A 15,410-nucleotide genomic window follows, 5' to 3' on the forward strand; every position below is an offset into this window, starting at 1 on the left:
AAATAGTAATTTTAGACATTTTGTAATTGTGCATATTAGTCATATTTATTAATAAATTGGGGGTTAGTCGTGTTATGAAAAAAGAATTAACAGGATTATTTGCCGCTTTATTGGTTCCATTTGATGAAAATGGAGACATTAAAGTAGATGGTTTAAGAGAAATTGCAAAAAATGCAATTGAAACTGAACAGTTAGATGGATTATATGTTAATGGAAGCTCTGGGGAGAACTTTTTATTAAACACAGATCAAAAGAAACAAATATTTAAAATTGCGAAAGATGCTGTTACTGATGATACTAAGATGATTGCTCAGGTAGGATCTTTGGATCTTAAAGAAGCTATAGAGTTAGGGAAGTATGCCACTGAATTAGGATATGATGCAATATCTGCGGTTACACCATTTTATTATCCTTTCTCGTTTGAGGAAATTAGAGATTATTACTTTGATTTAATAGATGCAACACAAAACGACCTAATCATTTATGCAATACCAGATTTAACAGGTGTTAATATTTCAATTGACCAATTTGAATCTCTGTTTAATCATGAAAGAATTATCGGTGTTAAATATACAGCACCTAATTTTTATTTGTTAGAGCGCATACGAAAAGCCTTCCCAAATAAGTTGATTCTTTCAGGATTTGATGAAATGTTGGTTCAAGCTGCTATTTCCGGTGTTGACGGAGCGATAGGTTCTACTTATAACATCAATGGTAAGCGCGCTAGACAAATATTTGAAGCTGTACACCAAGGTAATGTAGCGCAAGCATATCAATTGCAACATGAATCAAATGACATTATTGAGACGGTATTAGAATTAGGAATTTATCCTACATTGAAGGAAGTATTAAAGTCACGTGGTATCGACAGTGGACTGCCGAAGAAACCATTTAAACCATTTGATGAGCGACACAGAAATAAACTCGATCAATTAATTAAGGCATATTCGTTATAAGGTTAAGACATCTAGTTAGGAGTTGAAGTGTATGCATCAAGTTGGATTTGGGTTTTGGAATTGGATAGCAGTTATTATTTATCTCGTAGTCATGCTGTTAATCGGTGCTTATTTTACTAAAAGGGCAAGTCAAAATACAGATAGTTTCTTTACCGCAAGTGGTCGATTGCCGTCTTGGGCAGTTGGTTTCTCAATTTATGCAACAACTTTAAGTGCAATTACGTTTATGTCGACTCCCGAAAAAGCATTTTTGACGGACTGGGCTTACATTGCGGGCAATATTGCCATTGTTGCAATCATACCGCTACTTATTTATTTTTATGTGCCATTTTTTAAAAAGTTAAAGGTTACTTCCGCATATGAATATTTAGAGGCTCGGTTTGGTCCCAGTGTACGTGTGATAGGATCACTTTTATTTGTATTATTTCATTTAGGTCGTGTAGCAATAGTAATATACTTACCTACGTTAGCGATTACTTCTGTTTCAGATATGAATCCGATTGTCGTTGCTTCTTTAGTAGGGGTATTGTGTATACTGTATACATTTTTAGGTGGCTTTGAAGGAGTGGTGTGGAGTGATTTTATCCAAGGTGTCATTCTTCTAGGTGGTGCGGCTGCGATTATTATTCTAGGAGTAACACATATTCAAGGTGGATTCGGTACACTTGTTAATGATGCTATTGAACATAAGAAAATTATTAGTGCCGATAATTGGAAGTTAAATGCAGCAGCTGCATCAATACCAATTATCTTTTTAGGAAATATCTTTAATAATTTACATCAATATACTGCAAGTCAAGATGTTGTACAACGATATCAAGCATCAGAATCTATGAAAGAAACGAAACAATCACTTTGGATGAATGGTATTTTAGCATTAATTTCTGCGCCATTATTCTATGGAATGGGAACAATGTTATATTCATTCTACAATCATGAAGCTAACTTGCCATCAGGCTTTAATACATCTTCTGTTGTGCCTTATTTTATATTAACTGAAATGCCACCTTTTGTTGCAGGATTATTAATTGCTGCTATCTTTGCAGCTGCACAATCCACAATATCGTCGAGTTTGAATTCAATTTCAGCATGTATTTCTGTAGATATTAAGCATAGGTTTTTTGGGAAATCGAGTGATAAACAGGAAGTATTATTTGCACGTTGGATGATAATCGTCTCAGGATTATTCGGTTATGGTATGTCAATTTATCTTATCATTTCTAATTCTAATGGCTTGTGGGATTTATTCTTACTAGTAACGGGTCTCGTAGGTGTGCCACTTGCTGGTATCTTTGCTGTAGGAATATTTACAAAACGTACGAACACATTTGGAGTAATCTGTGGATTAATCTGTGGCATTCTCTTTGCCTATTTATTTAATGGAATTGGCGGAGGGAATTCACCCTTCTTTGTATCTATTCTGTCGTTTGCAATCGCATTTGTCTTTTCTTATTTAATTAGTATTGTGGTGCCAGGGGCATCTAAAGACATTCAAGGACTGACAATTTATGACAGACATGCACAAACAACTTATATATCTAAAACAAAAATTGAGTGACGATTATAAACTTTGATGGGGCATATTATTTTCAATTTCATAATGTAATCGTTAAGATATAGCTATTAATGAAAGTTTGAAAGCGAGGAATCTGAATAATGTCTACATTAGTAATTATTGCACACCCAGATATCACCAATTCTACAGTGAATAAAAAGTGGCGCGATGCATTGTCTGAGCAAGAAGATTTAGTGACAATTCATGAACTATATCCTGAATATCCACACGGTAAGATTGATGTTGAAAGAGAGCAAAAGCTATTAGAAGCACATGACCGTATCATTTTCCAATATCCATTATATTGGTACAGTAGTCCGCCAATGCTTAAACAATATTTAGACGAAGTATTCACTTATGGATGGGCTTATGGATCTACCGGTAATGCATTAGCAGATAAAGATTTTGCTATTGCTGTGTCTATTGGTTCAGCACCAGAATCTTATACATCAGAGGGAAATGTTAAATATTCAGTTGAAACATTATTAAGTCCGATGATAGCAACGACACGTTTCGTTAAAGCTAATTTTGCAGGTATTCATAAACTTTATGGTGCTTTGAATATTACGCCAAGCCAAGTTGAAGAAAATGCGAAAGATTATATTGAATTTATTAAGCAACTTGATAAATAACATTTTTTTAAGAAGGCTCATGAATCAAAATCATGGGTCTTTTTTCTATATGTAACTGTCTCAATTCACTATGATTCAATCTAGATTATAGATATAATGTAGGTATTATATAACAAAGGATTTGAGGGGAAAATAGATGGTAAAAGCAATAGCAGTTGATATGGATGGTACATTTTTAGATAGTAAGAAAAATTATGATAAAGAAAGATTTGAATACATTTATCAGCAACTTCAGCAAAAAGGGATTAAGTTTATTGCAGCGAGCGGCAATCAATATGCTAAATTGAAATCAATATTTGGTGAAAGAGATATGTTATTTGTAGCAGAAAATGGAGCAGTCATTTACGAAGGTGATCAGTTATTAGATTATCGTTCGTTTGATAGAGTACTATATCAACGTATAATTGATTACTTAAATATTGAACGTGGTATTAAAAATTTAATCGTATGTGGATTGAACAGTGCATACATATTAAAGGATACGCCTGAAATATTCAAAGATGTTGTTAGATTTTATTATCATCAATTACAAGAAATTGATTCATTTCAGGATTTACCGGAGGATGAATTTGTTAAAGTTGCCTTAGATATAAATAGAGATACTCATCCAAAGCTTGATGATGAGTTAACTCAACAATTTGTAGATGAGGTGAAACTGGTTTCAAGTGGTCATGATAGTATTGATTTAATTATTCCTGGTATAACGAAAGGCTATGCCTTGAAGCGATTATTGCAGAAATGGAATTTTTCAGCAACAGAACTCATGGCTTTTGGTGATGCGAATAATGATTTAGACATGTTGCAACTTGCTGAACATAGTTATGTAATGAATAATAGTCATGATAAAACATTGTTTGAAGTTGCTAATTATGTGGCACCAACAAATGATGAACAAGGTGTATTAACTGTTATAGAGGATAAAGTGCTAGGGCAATAAGTAACAGTAATATATAATTAATAGATTATATTTTTCTAATTATTTATCATTACATGAATTAATACATTATAAACATATTACTTTAATCTACGTTTCTATGTAGCTTATACTGAAAACTATAATAGTATTCAATTTGAAAGGTAGGCAAAGTAATCATGACTCACATGCAAGATACAATTATCGAAGCATTCAACTTTAGACATGCAACAAAACGGTTCGACGCAACAAAATCAATCAGTGATTCGGAATTTAATACAATTCTGGAATCAGGACGACTTTCTCCGAGTTCACTTGGACTTGAACCATGGAAATTTGTAGTTATACAAAATAAAGCACTTCGCAATAAATTAAAGGAAATCAGTTGGGGCGCACAGGGACAACTCGATACAGCAAGCCATTTTGTATTGATTTTAGCGCGCAAGAATGTCGTAGCTAAGTCTCCTTATGTACAGCATTTATTACGTGAAGTGAAACAATATAGCCCAGAGTCGATTCCTGCAACAGAAGAAAAATTTGATAGCTTCCAAACAGGTTTCCACATCAATGACAATGAACGTACATTATTGGACTGGGCGCGTAAACAAACATATATCGCATTGGGTAATATGATGACAAGTGCTGCTTTGTTAAATATAGATTCATGTCCGATTGAAGGATTTGATTTAGACGGTGTAACAAAGTTATTATCAGATGAAGGTATATTAGACGAAGCAAATTTTGCACCATCCGTTATGGTTGCCTTTGGATATAGAGAGACGGAACCAAAGCCAAAGGTTCGCCAATCACAAGCAGACGTTATTGAATGGTTAGAATAGTTCGTTTAGCCAATTATCTATAGACATATTTAATAATGACATGATCTATGATTATGCAGTGTTGATTTTGAACTATGTCTTAAGTAGGTAAATTTGATATGGGATAAAAAATTTGAATTTCTAGTTTATTAAGTTAGTTCGAATTTAATAAAAATTAAAATCAGCTGGGACATTCAAATACGTCTCAGCTGATTTATTGTTGTGTAAAAAAATTGGATTTGTTTAACCTTATTTAATGGAAACGCGCATTAGACTTTATAAATTATTGCCATTAGTAGCTATAACGTTTTTATACCAATCAAATGAGTCTTTCTTGATTCGTTGTTTGCTACCATTTCCATAATCGTCTTGATCGACATAGATAAATCCATAGCGCTTTGACATTTCACTCGTGGACATTGAAACTAAATCAATGGGACCCCAAGCTAAATATCCGATTAAGTTCACGCCATCTTGAATTGCTTTTTTAGCTTCAGTAATATGTTGTTGTAAATAATCTATGCGATATTGATCATGAATTTGATTATCTTTTACTTCATCGACAGCACCTAAACCATTTTCAACAATAAATAATGGTTTGTGGTAGCGATCCCAAAATTCATTCAATACGATTCTGAGACCAACAGGGTCAATTTGCCATCCCCAATCAGAAGCTTCTAAATAAGGATTTTTTAAACTGTTCATCAAGTTTCCATTTGTTGTTTTACCTTCAGGTTCTGTTGAAGACAGTAGTGACATGTAGTAACTAAATGAAATATAATCTACGGGATATTGTTTGATAATTGCTAAGTCAGCATCAGTAATCTTCAAAGATATGTTATTTTCTGCTATAAATTTGTTGAAATAATTAGGATATTCACCATTAGCTTGTACATCTGTATATAATAAATTAGCTTGATTATCTTGTTGTGTTTTTAATACATCATCAGGGTTACATGTATTAGGATAATGTTTCATTCTAGATAACATACAACCCATTTGTGCATTAGGAATAATCTCCTTTAACTTTTTAGTTGCTAATGATGAAGCTACAAATTGGTGATGTAATGCTTGATATGATGCAGATAGAGGATTATCTTCACGGTCAGATAATATGCCACCACCTGTGTATGGTGAAAGATTGATGATATTGATTTCATTAAATGATATCCAGTATTTAACTTTGTCTTTATAGCGTGTAAATACTGTTTCAGCATATTTTACAAAGTGATCAATTACAGCTCTATCTACCCAGCCATTGTATTTTTCAGTTAGGCCAATAGGTGTTTCATAGTGACTTAACGTTACAACGGGCTCTATATTATATGATAATAATGTATCAAATACTTTGTCATAAAAGGCGAGGCCTGCCTCATTAGGTTCTGTATCATAACCATTAGGGAATATACGAGACCAATGTATCGACATACGAAACGCTTTGAAACCCATCTCAGCAAATAAAGCAATATCTTCTTTATAAGTGTGATAAAAATCAATGCCGTCACGTTTAGGGAAACGGCCTTGATAATTTGAATTTTTGATTTGTTTAATTTTGTCAGAAGTAATTTCCATCTCATTATCTTTAATGCGTTGTGACTTAGGGATAAATTCTATAAAGTCCGCTGTAGACATCCCTTTACCATCTAAATTATAAGCACCTTCAATTTGATTGGCTGCAGTTGCTCCTCCCCATAAAAAGTTATTTGGAAAATTCAAGTTCATTTGCTTCATAGTATTACCTCCATTTATTAATATGATAAGTCCTCACCGTTCGAACTAATTACATTTTGATACCAGTAAAATGAATCTTTGCGAATACGATTTAGCGAACCATTACCTCGATTATCTCTATCAACATAGATATAACCATAACGTTTTTTCATTTCGCCACTGCCAGCAGAAACGATATCGATACATCCCCATGATGTGTAGCCAAGTAATGGAACACCATCTTTTACTGCTTCTTTCATCTGTGTTAAATGTTCACTTAAATATTTAATACGGTATGAATCGTGAATTTTTCCATCTTCAGACACCTCGTCAATTTCTCCCAATCCATTTTCAACGATAAATAGAGGCTTTTGATATCGGTCATAAATTTGATTCATAGTAACTCTCAAACCAACGGGATCGATTTGCCATCCCCAATTAGAAGCTTCTAAGTATGGATTCTTTAAAGAAGCGAAAGCATTACCTGCCTCTTTATGCTTATTGACTTCATCATCACCACTTTCAAGTCTACTTGAATAATATGAGAATGAAATGTAATCAACAGTATACTGTTTTAATAATTCATCATCACCTACAGCTTTGTTTATGTTGATGCCAAGTTCATCGAAAAGACGTTTACTATAGCTTGGATACTCGCCGCGTGCTTGTACATCAATAAAAATATACTGTTCTCTATTTTTCTTAAGTGCAGCCATGATATCTACTGGGTTACACGTGTTAGGGTAGACATCGCCAGCTGCTAGCATACAACCGATTTGATTGGTAGGATCAATCTCTTTTGCAATTTTTGTTGCAAGACTAGAAGCAACTAGTTGATGATGTGCAGCTTGATACATGATTTGTTCTTTATGATCGGTATCCTTGATAATTAAACCACCACCGATATATGGAATGTGTAATATCATATTGATTTCATTATGTGTAATCCAATATTTAACACGCTTGCTATAGCGTTTAAATAGCACAGTTGCATAATTTACAAAGTAGTCAATGGTTTGTCTGTTATACCAACCACCATATTGTTCTGCTAAATAGTAAGGTGTATCAAAGTGGTTGATTGTCACAATGGGTTCTATACCATAATGCTCAAGTGTGTCAAATAACTCATCATAGAAAGCTAAGCCATCTTCATTAGGCTCACTCTCATCACCATTCGGGAAGATTCTTGGCCATGAAATAGAAAGTCGTAAAGCTTTAAATCCCATTTCAGCAAATAATTTAATATCTTCTTTATATCTATGGTAAAAATCAATAGATTCATGACTAGGATAATAATCAAATTGTTGATTAAGTGCATTTGCAGGGTTAAATAATGGTTCCTTGCGTTCATCACCAGCAGGTAATAAATCAACTAAACTTAACCCTTTACCATCAGCTTTATAAGCGCCTTCAACTTGATTAGCAGCGATTGCGCCACCCCATAAAAAATCTTTATTTAATACAGACATATAGAAACCTCCATTTTTTGTTTTTAATAAATAATAGCGAATAAATCATCTTGCTTATTAAAATGTGCTTTACTTTCAATGATGACATCCTTTGTAATATTAGAGTTTGTGACTACAATCATAACGGTATCATCAAAGTTTTGTTTTTGAATTATCTGACTATCAAATTCAATTAATGGCTGTCCGGCAACGACAGTATCACCTTGGTTTACTAATGCTTTAAAGCCTTGTCCGTCTAATTTCACAGTATCAATACCAATATGAATAAGTAATTCTGTACCGTGTTTTGATTTGAGGCCTATAGCATGACCAGTAGGGAATAAACTTTCAACTGTTGCATCAAAAGGTGCAATAATTGTATTGGATGTAGGCTTAATGGCAATACCTTTACCCATTGCTAAAGATGAAAACACTGGATCATTTACTTGTTCTAGTTTAATCATATCGCCAGATAATGGTGCCTTTACGAAATCATCTTTAACAATATGTTGTAGTTCAGTTTCGCCGTTAATAGGAGAAGTTACATCTTTTGTTTTACTATCTTTAGAATCTGAAACCTCTTGTTCCTGTTCATTTTTATCTGAATGGACAATGTATCCCACAATAAGACCAACAATTAATGCCAATACAGTAGCTAAGACTGCAATCCAAACTGAAGAATCTAAACCAGCTTTACCAATAAATGTTGTATATCCAAAGATTCCTAAACCACCCATAAAGTATAGTTTAGTTCCAGCAAACCCAATTAATCCGCCAAAGATACCTGCAACGATACAACTATAGATAAACATTTTCTTTCTTGGTAAAGTAATACCGTAAATTGCTGGTTCTGTTACACCAAAAATACCTGATATTGCTGCGGGTAGTGAAATGGATTTTAATTTTTTATTTTTAGTTTTTAAGAAAATACCAAACACAATTCCAGTTTGTGCAAATGATGCTGCAAAAATAAGTGGATTAATTATGTCGAATCCAGTCGTAGAAACATTGTTAATCATGATGGCTACGAGTCCCCAATGTAGACCGAAGATGACAAAGATTTGCCAGAAAGCACCTAATAAAATACCGGCTAATACTGGACTTAAACTATAGATAGCTAAAGCACCTGATCCAATCCAGTTTGCTAGCCAAGAAGAAACCGGACCAATCACTAAAAAGGTAACGGGTACGATAATCAATAATGTGAAAAACGGTACGAAAAATGTTTTAATAACATCCGGAATAATGACCTTTAGTTTCTTTTCAAGTTTTGCTGCGAAAAATACTGCAAAAATAATTGGAATTACACTTTGTGTATAAGTCATAGAAATAATAGGTAATCCAGCAAATGTGAGACTAGATTGTACTTCGAATATTGAACCAGAGAATAGGGTAGTAGCACCTTTTGCGCCTAATTCCATTGCAGAAACTAAAGTAGGATATACCAAGGAAGCACCTATTGCCATACCCAAAAATGGATTCGCATGGAATTTCTTAGCTGCAGTTAACCCTAAAAATATTGGGAAAAAGTAAAATAAAGCATCTCCAATAGCAAATAACACTTGATATGTCCCAGATTTTTCAGTAACCCATCCTAAAGCTAAAAATAATGCTGAGAAACCTTTGATCATCCCGGCAGCTGCCAATACACCAAGAAGTGGTTGGAAGATACCAGAAACTAAATCAATAAAGCGACTAAGTACACTGCCAGAACTAGCTTGTTGTTGCGACTCTGATTCTTCGTCTTGAATATTTGCCACGTGGCTGACAGCTTCGTATACTTCGGGTACATGATTGCCGATGACAACTTGATACTGTCCTCCCGATTTCATGACTGTAACAATGTCATCATGTGATTTAAGGAAATCTGTATTTGCTTTAGATTCATCCTTTAATTTAAAACGTAGTCTTGTAATACAATGTGTTAACGATAGAATGTTATCTTTCCCTCCAACATTATCGACAATAGTTTGTGCTAAAGACTCATATTTCATAGAAAGCCACCCCAGTTTTTAGTATGAATTTTTAAAAAAATGTTACAGCTATTAGGTGTATTATGGCCATGTAATACCCCTTACTAGCTTTAAAAGAAAACAAAAAAACTCAGAATAAAACACAGATGAATACAAATTCATCATGTTATACTCTGAGTTTTGCCTACTTAAAGTTACAACCTCAAACGCCAAAATAAGCGCCAAAAGTAACAATTAATATTAATTTGAAATAAGTATAGCGCTTAATGACAATGATGTCAACGCTTACATTTTTATTTTACTAATCTGGCGATGTGTAAAATAAGGTATACTCTTTCATCAATTGATAGCGAATGTTTATAATTTTTTAGCAGAAAATCTGAAATTTTGTCGACGCATTGATCTGATGTAGGATGCTTTTGACGAAGCGAGGTTAATAAACTTTCATCAGTAACTTCATTTAATGCTTCGTTGTGAAGTAATCTCTGACTAAAGAACTTCAGATGAGTCATGAATCTAGAATAATTCAATTCGTCTTCATTGATGTGTAAGTTAAAATGATATCTAACAATATCAATAATATTTTTTGTTATCTTCGTAATTTCATAAATTGTACCAATTTCTTCATCAAGACTTGCATTAACAATATGCATTGCAATAAAACCTGCTTCATCTTTCGGGAGCTGAACACTAAATTTTTCTTTAATGATATCAAGAGCAGTGACCCCAATTTTAAATTCATTTGGATAAAGTTTTTGAATTTCATAAAGTAAAGGGTTCTTAATTAAATGTCCCTCTGCCGTACGTTTAATTGCATAATCAATATGATCGGTTAAAGCAATATAAACAGATTCAGCAACAGGTGTTTCATATAATTGATTGGCAGCAGTTATAATTTCTTGAGTAGTAATTAATACATCTTGATTAATTTCTTGGAGTAACTGCAACATGCGTTCCTGTTCAATACTAGTTAAACGGAAGACCTTTTCTATTTTATCCTTTTCAATCAAATCACCATTACACTTCCCAAATGCAATGCCTTTACCCATAATAATGCGCTCTTCGTGATTAATTTTCGATATAATAACATTATTATTCAATATTTTTGTGATTTTCATCTAATAAATCACCCCTGACTGATTTAACATCCCTATAATATATTTATATATTATAGGGATGCAGTATTATGTTATGTCAAAGTGATTTATTTGATTAAATTGTATATAAATTACTGAATAGTAGAATTATTTTATACACTAGTGCGTATAATTTTGGAATGAATAGAGCTTTAAATCTTTAGAAATATAAATCATACATAGCAAGAGATAAAGAATATTGAAATCAAATTTCTATGGCATGTTCTAGGTAAATGAACAATTTTAATACGAAGTAGTATAAATAAGCCACCCCAAAAGTTTGAGTTGCATATTTAGGGTGACTATCTATTGTAGAATTTTATATGAAGTTTTATCCTGGGACGCTTGATTTATCACTATGAATCGTAATATTAAATCCTTCAGGTGATAATAGTCTTGTGTAATCGGTATTTGGTTTATATATATCTATACTAGTTAGCCCTAATGTGGCATTGTTCTCTGTTCTGAGTATACTTGATTGCCAAGTGTTAGCGGCTATATGGTGATGATAATGTTTAGTTGACATGAATAGTGCATTTGGTAACGTAGAAACAAGTTCTAATCCGAGTTGTTCTACATAAAATTGATAGGCTTTATTGATGTCTACTGTTTTTAAATGTAGATGGCCAATTTTTGCCCCATTAGGAAGCCCCTGCCATCCAGCTTGTGATTGTTCAGAAAGCAAGTCGTTGACATCTACGGCGAGAGTATCCATTTTTACCTTTTGCTCTTCCCATTGCCAAAGTGTAGCATCACGGTCTTGATATACTTCAATGCCGTTACCTTCAGGATCATTAAAATATAGTGCTTCACTAACTAGATGGTCACCGCCACCGACTTGAATTCCTAATTGTGTAATATGATATAAAAAATCTGCTAAGTCACTTCTACTAGGCAGAAGGTATGCAATATGAAATAGTCCACTTTCTTGAATGCTAGGTTGGCGGCCATTTGATAGTTCATTTAAAGTGAGTGTGTGACCGCCGTTACCAACTTTAAAAGTAATGGAAGTTGTTGATTCAACTATCGCTTCAAATCCTAAAATTTCGCGATAAAAGCGAATCATTTTGGTTAAATCTTTTACGTTTAGTGTGATATTTGTTACTTGTGTGGCATGTTCGTCATGAAAGGTCATATGTGCCTCCTAAAATTCTTCTTGTATTTATAATGATTACAAGTAGATATTAGTATAAAAAGTATATTAGGTCAATGGAAGAGACTCAATATATTTCAAATTAAGCAACTTTCTATTTATAATTGTACTATAAATAGAATTATAGGGAGTTGTAATATGAAACACTATCATTTTAAAGAGAACTTTTTTAGTGCTTCTAAGTCAGCAATTGAGGTGTTTAATGAACGAGACGAAGCGGTTTTTTCATTAAGGTTATTTTACAAGTCTACGTCACAAGAAGCGTTTGCATTATTTGGCCATCAGAAACATAACTATGAAATTACGGACGGTCAAGATACGTATCGTGTCATTCAAGAGAAAACGATAAGTGGCACAATAAAGACACCGTTTAAGACGGTATGGCAAGTTGAGAAAAATGGCGATGTAATAGGCGTGTTTCGTACGAAATTTGGCATGAAACCAACTATGCTTTTTGAAGGTGCAAAAGGTGATGTTCTAAAGTTTCAATCTGGATTTATTTCACGCAGTGTGAGGGTGACTGAAGGTAATAATGAAATTATGCAAACAAAGTCAGAACGCTTTAAAATTGCCTCACAACACGATATTGATATCGCCAGTGAAACATATCATCCTGCAATGCTTATTCTATTATTCCAAGCATTTTATGAATATCAAGAATATCAAAGAAAGCAATCTAACTAAATCGAACCTTTCAACATGCAAGTTACACCTCGTTCTAATATATCTTGATGATTACAATTATGTATCTTTATTGTAAATAAAATAATTTTTTAAAAAATTAAGATTAAAATGGAATACTTAGGGAAAGTGATTATCGACATCTTATTTATAGTATATAAATTTTATGAATTCATTGCATTTATAATATTTAGATTTTTGTTTTAATGTTTATATTATACAACGGCGAATTCACATGTTACATAATCCAATGTAGATTATTTATTACTATATGTAAGATAATAATTTTTTTAATAAGGGGAGGTAATCACATGACTGATACAGCTATGCCATTATTATTAAAAGTGATCGATTTATTAGCAAAAATTTATGGTTAAGTTAAGCCAGCAATAACAGATAAGAGGCCGAGAAATGAATCTCGACCTCTTTTTAATGAATTTATTGAATTAACCTGCATATACGTCCTGATATTCTGAATGTTTTTCTATGACATTTTTAGCAAATGGACAAGTCGCAACAATTTTCAAATTGTTCTCACGTGCATATTCAACGACGCTTTGTACCAATTGTGATCCAATACCTTGTCCACCCATTTCATCAGGAACTCCCGTATGATCAATATCGATTTGATTATCATTTAATTTTTTGAACGTAATCTGTGCTTGAGGATTATTTTCATCTTCTCCGATATAAAACTTATTTGTACCTTGCTTGATTTCAGCCATACAATCACTCCTCATAGTAGTTTATATCATATAAATATCACGTTTAGTGTATTTGTAAACAAATCTTTCTTCTCTTGATGACTAAATGTGTGTTTGAAAGATATTTAAAAATTTAATAATAGGGATTGAAATATAAAGAAAATAAGTTTATAGTTTAAACGTAATAATTTCGATTTGGAGGCGTAGGCTTTGAAAAAAAGTTTGAAATATATAGTGCTACTAGCTGTGATTATGTTGCTAAGTGCTTGTGGCAATCTTGATAAAGATAAGAATAAAGATGTGAGTACCAAGAATAAATTAGAAATTTATACGACAGCGTATGCTTTTCAAAATTTAACTGAACAAGTGGGAGGAAAATATGTTGATGTAAAATCAATTTACCCTGCAGGTGCAGATATACATTCCTTTGAACCCACTCAAAAAGATATGATTAAAATTTCAAAAGGGGATTTATTTTTATACTCTAGTGATGAAATGGATCCAGTAGCTAAAAAAATTGCAAAATCAATTAATAATAAAGATTTAAAATTACCATTGGCTGATAAGTTGAAAAAGAATGAAATTTTAGCTGGAGAAGAACACGAACATGAAGGTGAATCACATGATGAACATGCTGAACATAAGCATGAAGAAGGTAGCAAAGATCCTCATGTGTGGTTAGATCCCGTATTAGATAAGAAATTTACAAAGGAAATAAAGGATACTTTGATTAAAAAGGATCCAAAGCATAAAAAGTATTACGAAGATAATTATAAAAAAGTAGTTAAAGATATAGATGGTATTGATTCGCAATTAAAATCAATTACTGAAAATCCAAAGCGTGATACTGTAGTGATTTCACATGATTCAATAGGTTATTTAGCGAAACGTTACGGTTTTAAACAAGAAGGTGTAACGGGTATGAATAATGAAGAGCCTACGCAAAAACAATTAATGAAAATCGTTAAAAATATTAAAAAAACAAAGCAACCTTATGTTTTATATGAACAAAATATTTCATCTAAAGTAACAGATGTTATTAAAAAAGAGACCAATACAACGCCAGTAAGTTTCCACAATATGGCAACATTAACAAAAGCAGATAAACAGAATAAGGGTATTTCATATCAATCGTTAATGAAGAAGAATATTAAAGCATTAGATAAAGCATTGAATAAATAATAGGTTGTCGCGCACATGTTTACTTTATAAGTAGCGTTCGAGCGTGATTAGTCATAGGTATTTCATAGAGCCAATCTGTAATCCAGTATTGGCTCTATTTTTATTGAGATAAATGAGTGATTGAATATAAAAAATATGTTTTTATTTTTTTAAAATGCTATGTCCTACAATTGATTGTTAAATGCTATGATGTTGATAGATAAACAAAGTGGGAGTGGTAGATATGTATCATGTTAAAAAGTTGATGGGATTGGCAATTGTTGTAACGTTGTTATTGGCTGCTTGTGGACCTAAAGAAGAGAAAGACACATTTAAAGGGGACGCATCTAGAGTTGATATGAAAGTTACACTCACGCACAAAGGTGATAAAGTAACTAAGGAAAACATTCGTTCAACGATCAACTACAAAGATTTAGGTCTTAAGAAAGATGATATGAAATCTTTATTAGAATCTGAAAGTGAAAAATATCAAGATATTAAAGGTGTTTCAGAGAAAATAAAATATTCAGACGGTAAGGCTGTTGAAACTGTAAAAATTGATTTGGAAAA

14 protein-coding genes are annotated in these 15,410 nt (G+C 32.7%); 8 read left to right on the forward strand and 6 right to left on the reverse strand.

Annotated elements, in window-relative coordinates; genetic code table 11:
• The first annotated feature begins 74 nt into the window (after window positions 1-74).
• The 5 genes from ACF91D_RS10540 (at window position 75) to ACF91D_RS10560 (ending at window position 4,895) form a co-directional block, all read left to right on the forward strand.
• Entirely contained in the window at window positions 75-956 is an 882-nt protein-coding gene (locus ACF91D_RS10540) for an N-acetylneuraminate lyase (RefSeq protein ID WP_107527328.1), read from the forward strand.
• 31 nt (window positions 957-987) lie between these two features.
• Complete coding sequence (locus ACF91D_RS10545) at window positions 988-2,514, forward strand: sodium:solute symporter family protein (protein WP_107527327.1); 1,527 nt, start codon at window positions 988-990, stop codon at window positions 2,512-2,514.
• 98 nt (window positions 2,515-2,612) lie between these two features.
• A complete protein-coding gene (locus ACF91D_RS10550; RefSeq protein WP_042740309.1) occupies window positions 2,613-3,143 on the forward strand; it encodes an NAD(P)H-dependent oxidoreductase in 531 nt (176 codons plus the stop codon).
• A 136-nt stretch (window positions 3,144-3,279) separates the two neighbouring features.
• The gene (locus ACF91D_RS10555) at window positions 3,280-4,080 is read left to right on the forward strand and encodes a Cof-type HAD-IIB family hydrolase (protein WP_107527326.1); all 801 of its coding nucleotides are present in this window, start codon (window positions 3,280-3,282) and stop codon (window positions 4,078-4,080) included.
• 155 nt (window positions 4,081-4,235) lie between these two features.
• Window positions 4,236-4,895, forward strand: coding sequence for an NAD(P)H-dependent oxidoreductase (locus ACF91D_RS10560; RefSeq protein WP_107527325.1), 660 nt, complete (start codon window positions 4,236-4,238; stop codon window positions 4,893-4,895).
• A 255-nt stretch (window positions 4,896-5,150) separates the two neighbouring features.
• On the opposite strand, the gene ACF91D_RS10565 is transcribed toward ACF91D_RS10560, so the two are convergent.
• From ACF91D_RS10565 to ACF91D_RS10585, 5 genes are all read right to left on the reverse strand, one after another.
• Complete coding sequence (locus tag ACF91D_RS10565) at window positions 5,151-6,605, reverse strand: glycoside hydrolase family 1 protein (protein ID WP_107527324.1); 1,455 nt, start codon at window positions 6,603-6,605, stop codon at window positions 5,151-5,153.
• 17 nt (window positions 6,606-6,622) lie between these two features.
• On the reverse strand, window positions 6,623-8,053 hold the full coding sequence (locus ACF91D_RS10570; protein ID WP_107527323.1) for a 6-phospho-beta-glucosidase: 1,431 nt from the start codon (window positions 8,051-8,053) through the stop codon (window positions 6,623-6,625).
• Window positions 8,054-8,076: 23 nt separating this feature from the next.
• Window positions 8,077-10,026 (reverse strand): beta-glucoside-specific PTS transporter subunit IIABC, encoded by a 1,950-nt coding sequence (locus tag ACF91D_RS10575; RefSeq protein WP_107527322.1) that lies wholly within the window; start codon window positions 10,024-10,026, stop codon window positions 8,077-8,079.
• 272 nt (window positions 10,027-10,298) lie between these two features.
• Window positions 10,299-11,123: a BglG family transcription antiterminator LicT gene (gene licT / locus ACF91D_RS10580; RefSeq protein ID WP_107527321.1), complete on the reverse strand. Its 825-nt coding sequence runs from the start codon at window positions 11,121-11,123 to the stop codon at window positions 10,299-10,301.
• 349 nt (window positions 11,124-11,472) lie between these two features.
• A complete protein-coding gene (locus tag ACF91D_RS10585) occupies window positions 11,473-12,276 on the reverse strand; it encodes a VOC family protein (RefSeq protein ID WP_107527320.1) in 804 nt (267 codons plus the stop codon).
• A 156-nt stretch (window positions 12,277-12,432) separates the two neighbouring features.
• Here ACF91D_RS10585 and ACF91D_RS10590 point away from each other — a divergent pair, with 156 nt between their 5' ends.
• Window positions 12,433-12,978: a tubby C-terminal domain-like protein gene (locus ACF91D_RS10590; protein WP_107527319.1), complete on the forward strand. Its 546-nt coding sequence runs from the start codon at window positions 12,433-12,435 to the stop codon at window positions 12,976-12,978.
• A gap of 443 nt (window positions 12,979-13,421) precedes the next feature.
• On the opposite strand, the gene ACF91D_RS10595 is transcribed toward ACF91D_RS10590, so the two are convergent.
• Window positions 13,422-13,700: a GNAT family N-acetyltransferase gene (locus ACF91D_RS10595; RefSeq protein WP_042740300.1), complete on the reverse strand. Its 279-nt coding sequence runs from the start codon at window positions 13,698-13,700 to the stop codon at window positions 13,422-13,424.
• 189 nt (window positions 13,701-13,889) lie between these two features.
• On the opposite strand from ACF91D_RS10595, the gene ACF91D_RS10600 reads away from it, so the two are divergent.
• Complete coding sequence (locus ACF91D_RS10600) at window positions 13,890-14,861, forward strand: metal ABC transporter solute-binding protein, Zn/Mn family (protein WP_232161462.1); 972 nt, start codon at window positions 13,890-13,892, stop codon at window positions 14,859-14,861.
• 223 nt (window positions 14,862-15,084) lie between these two features.
• On the forward strand, window positions 15,085-15,410 hold a 326-nt coding region (locus tag ACF91D_RS10605), incomplete at its 3' end, for a DUF1307 domain-containing protein (RefSeq protein WP_392436999.1).

The sequence above is a fragment of the Staphylococcus sp. 231237_7MaSpsaltlick genome (genome assembly GCF_043107035.1).

What these genes read in the sequence shown, in the direction of transcription:
- ACF91D_RS10545 (WP_107527327.1), top strand. Translation starts at nt 988, where the DNA reads ATGCATCAAGTTGGATTTGGGTTTTGGAATTGGATAGCAGTTATTATT.
- ACF91D_RS10590 (WP_107527319.1), top strand. Translation starts at nt 12,433, where the DNA reads ATGAAACACTATCATTTTAAAGAGAACTTTTTTAGTGCTTCTAAGTCA.
- ACF91D_RS10570 (WP_107527323.1), bottom strand. Translation starts at nt 8,053, where the DNA reads ATGTCTGTATTAAATAAAGATTTTTTATGGGGTGGCGCAATCGCTGCT.
- ACF91D_RS10550 (WP_042740309.1), top strand. Translation starts at nt 2,613, where the DNA reads ATGTCTACATTAGTAATTATTGCACACCCAGATATCACCAATTCTACA.
- ACF91D_RS10540 (WP_107527328.1), top strand. Translation starts at nt 75, where the DNA reads ATGAAAAAAGAATTAACAGGATTATTTGCCGCTTTATTGGTTCCATTT.
- ACF91D_RS10560 (WP_107527325.1), top strand. Translation starts at nt 4,236, where the DNA reads ATGACTCACATGCAAGATACAATTATCGAAGCATTCAACTTTAGACAT.
- ACF91D_RS10575 (WP_107527322.1), bottom strand. Translation starts at nt 10,026, where the DNA reads ATGAAATATGAGTCTTTAGCACAAACTATTGTCGATAATGTTGGAGGG.
- ACF91D_RS10595 (WP_042740300.1), bottom strand. Translation starts at nt 13,700, where the DNA reads ATGGCTGAAATCAAGCAAGGTACAAATAAGTTTTATATCGGAGAAGAT.
- ACF91D_RS10585 (WP_107527320.1), bottom strand. Translation starts at nt 12,276, where the DNA reads ATGACCTTTCATGACGAACATGCCACACAAGTAACAAATATCACACTA.
- licT (WP_107527321.1), bottom strand. Translation starts at nt 11,123, where the DNA reads ATGAAAATCACAAAAATATTGAATAATAATGTTATTATATCGAAAATT.
- ACF91D_RS10565 (WP_107527324.1), bottom strand. Translation starts at nt 6,605, where the DNA reads ATGAAGCAAATGAACTTGAATTTTCCAAATAACTTTTTATGGGGAGGA.
- ACF91D_RS10555 (WP_107527326.1), top strand. Translation starts at nt 3,280, where the DNA reads ATGGTAAAAGCAATAGCAGTTGATATGGATGGTACATTTTTAGATAGT.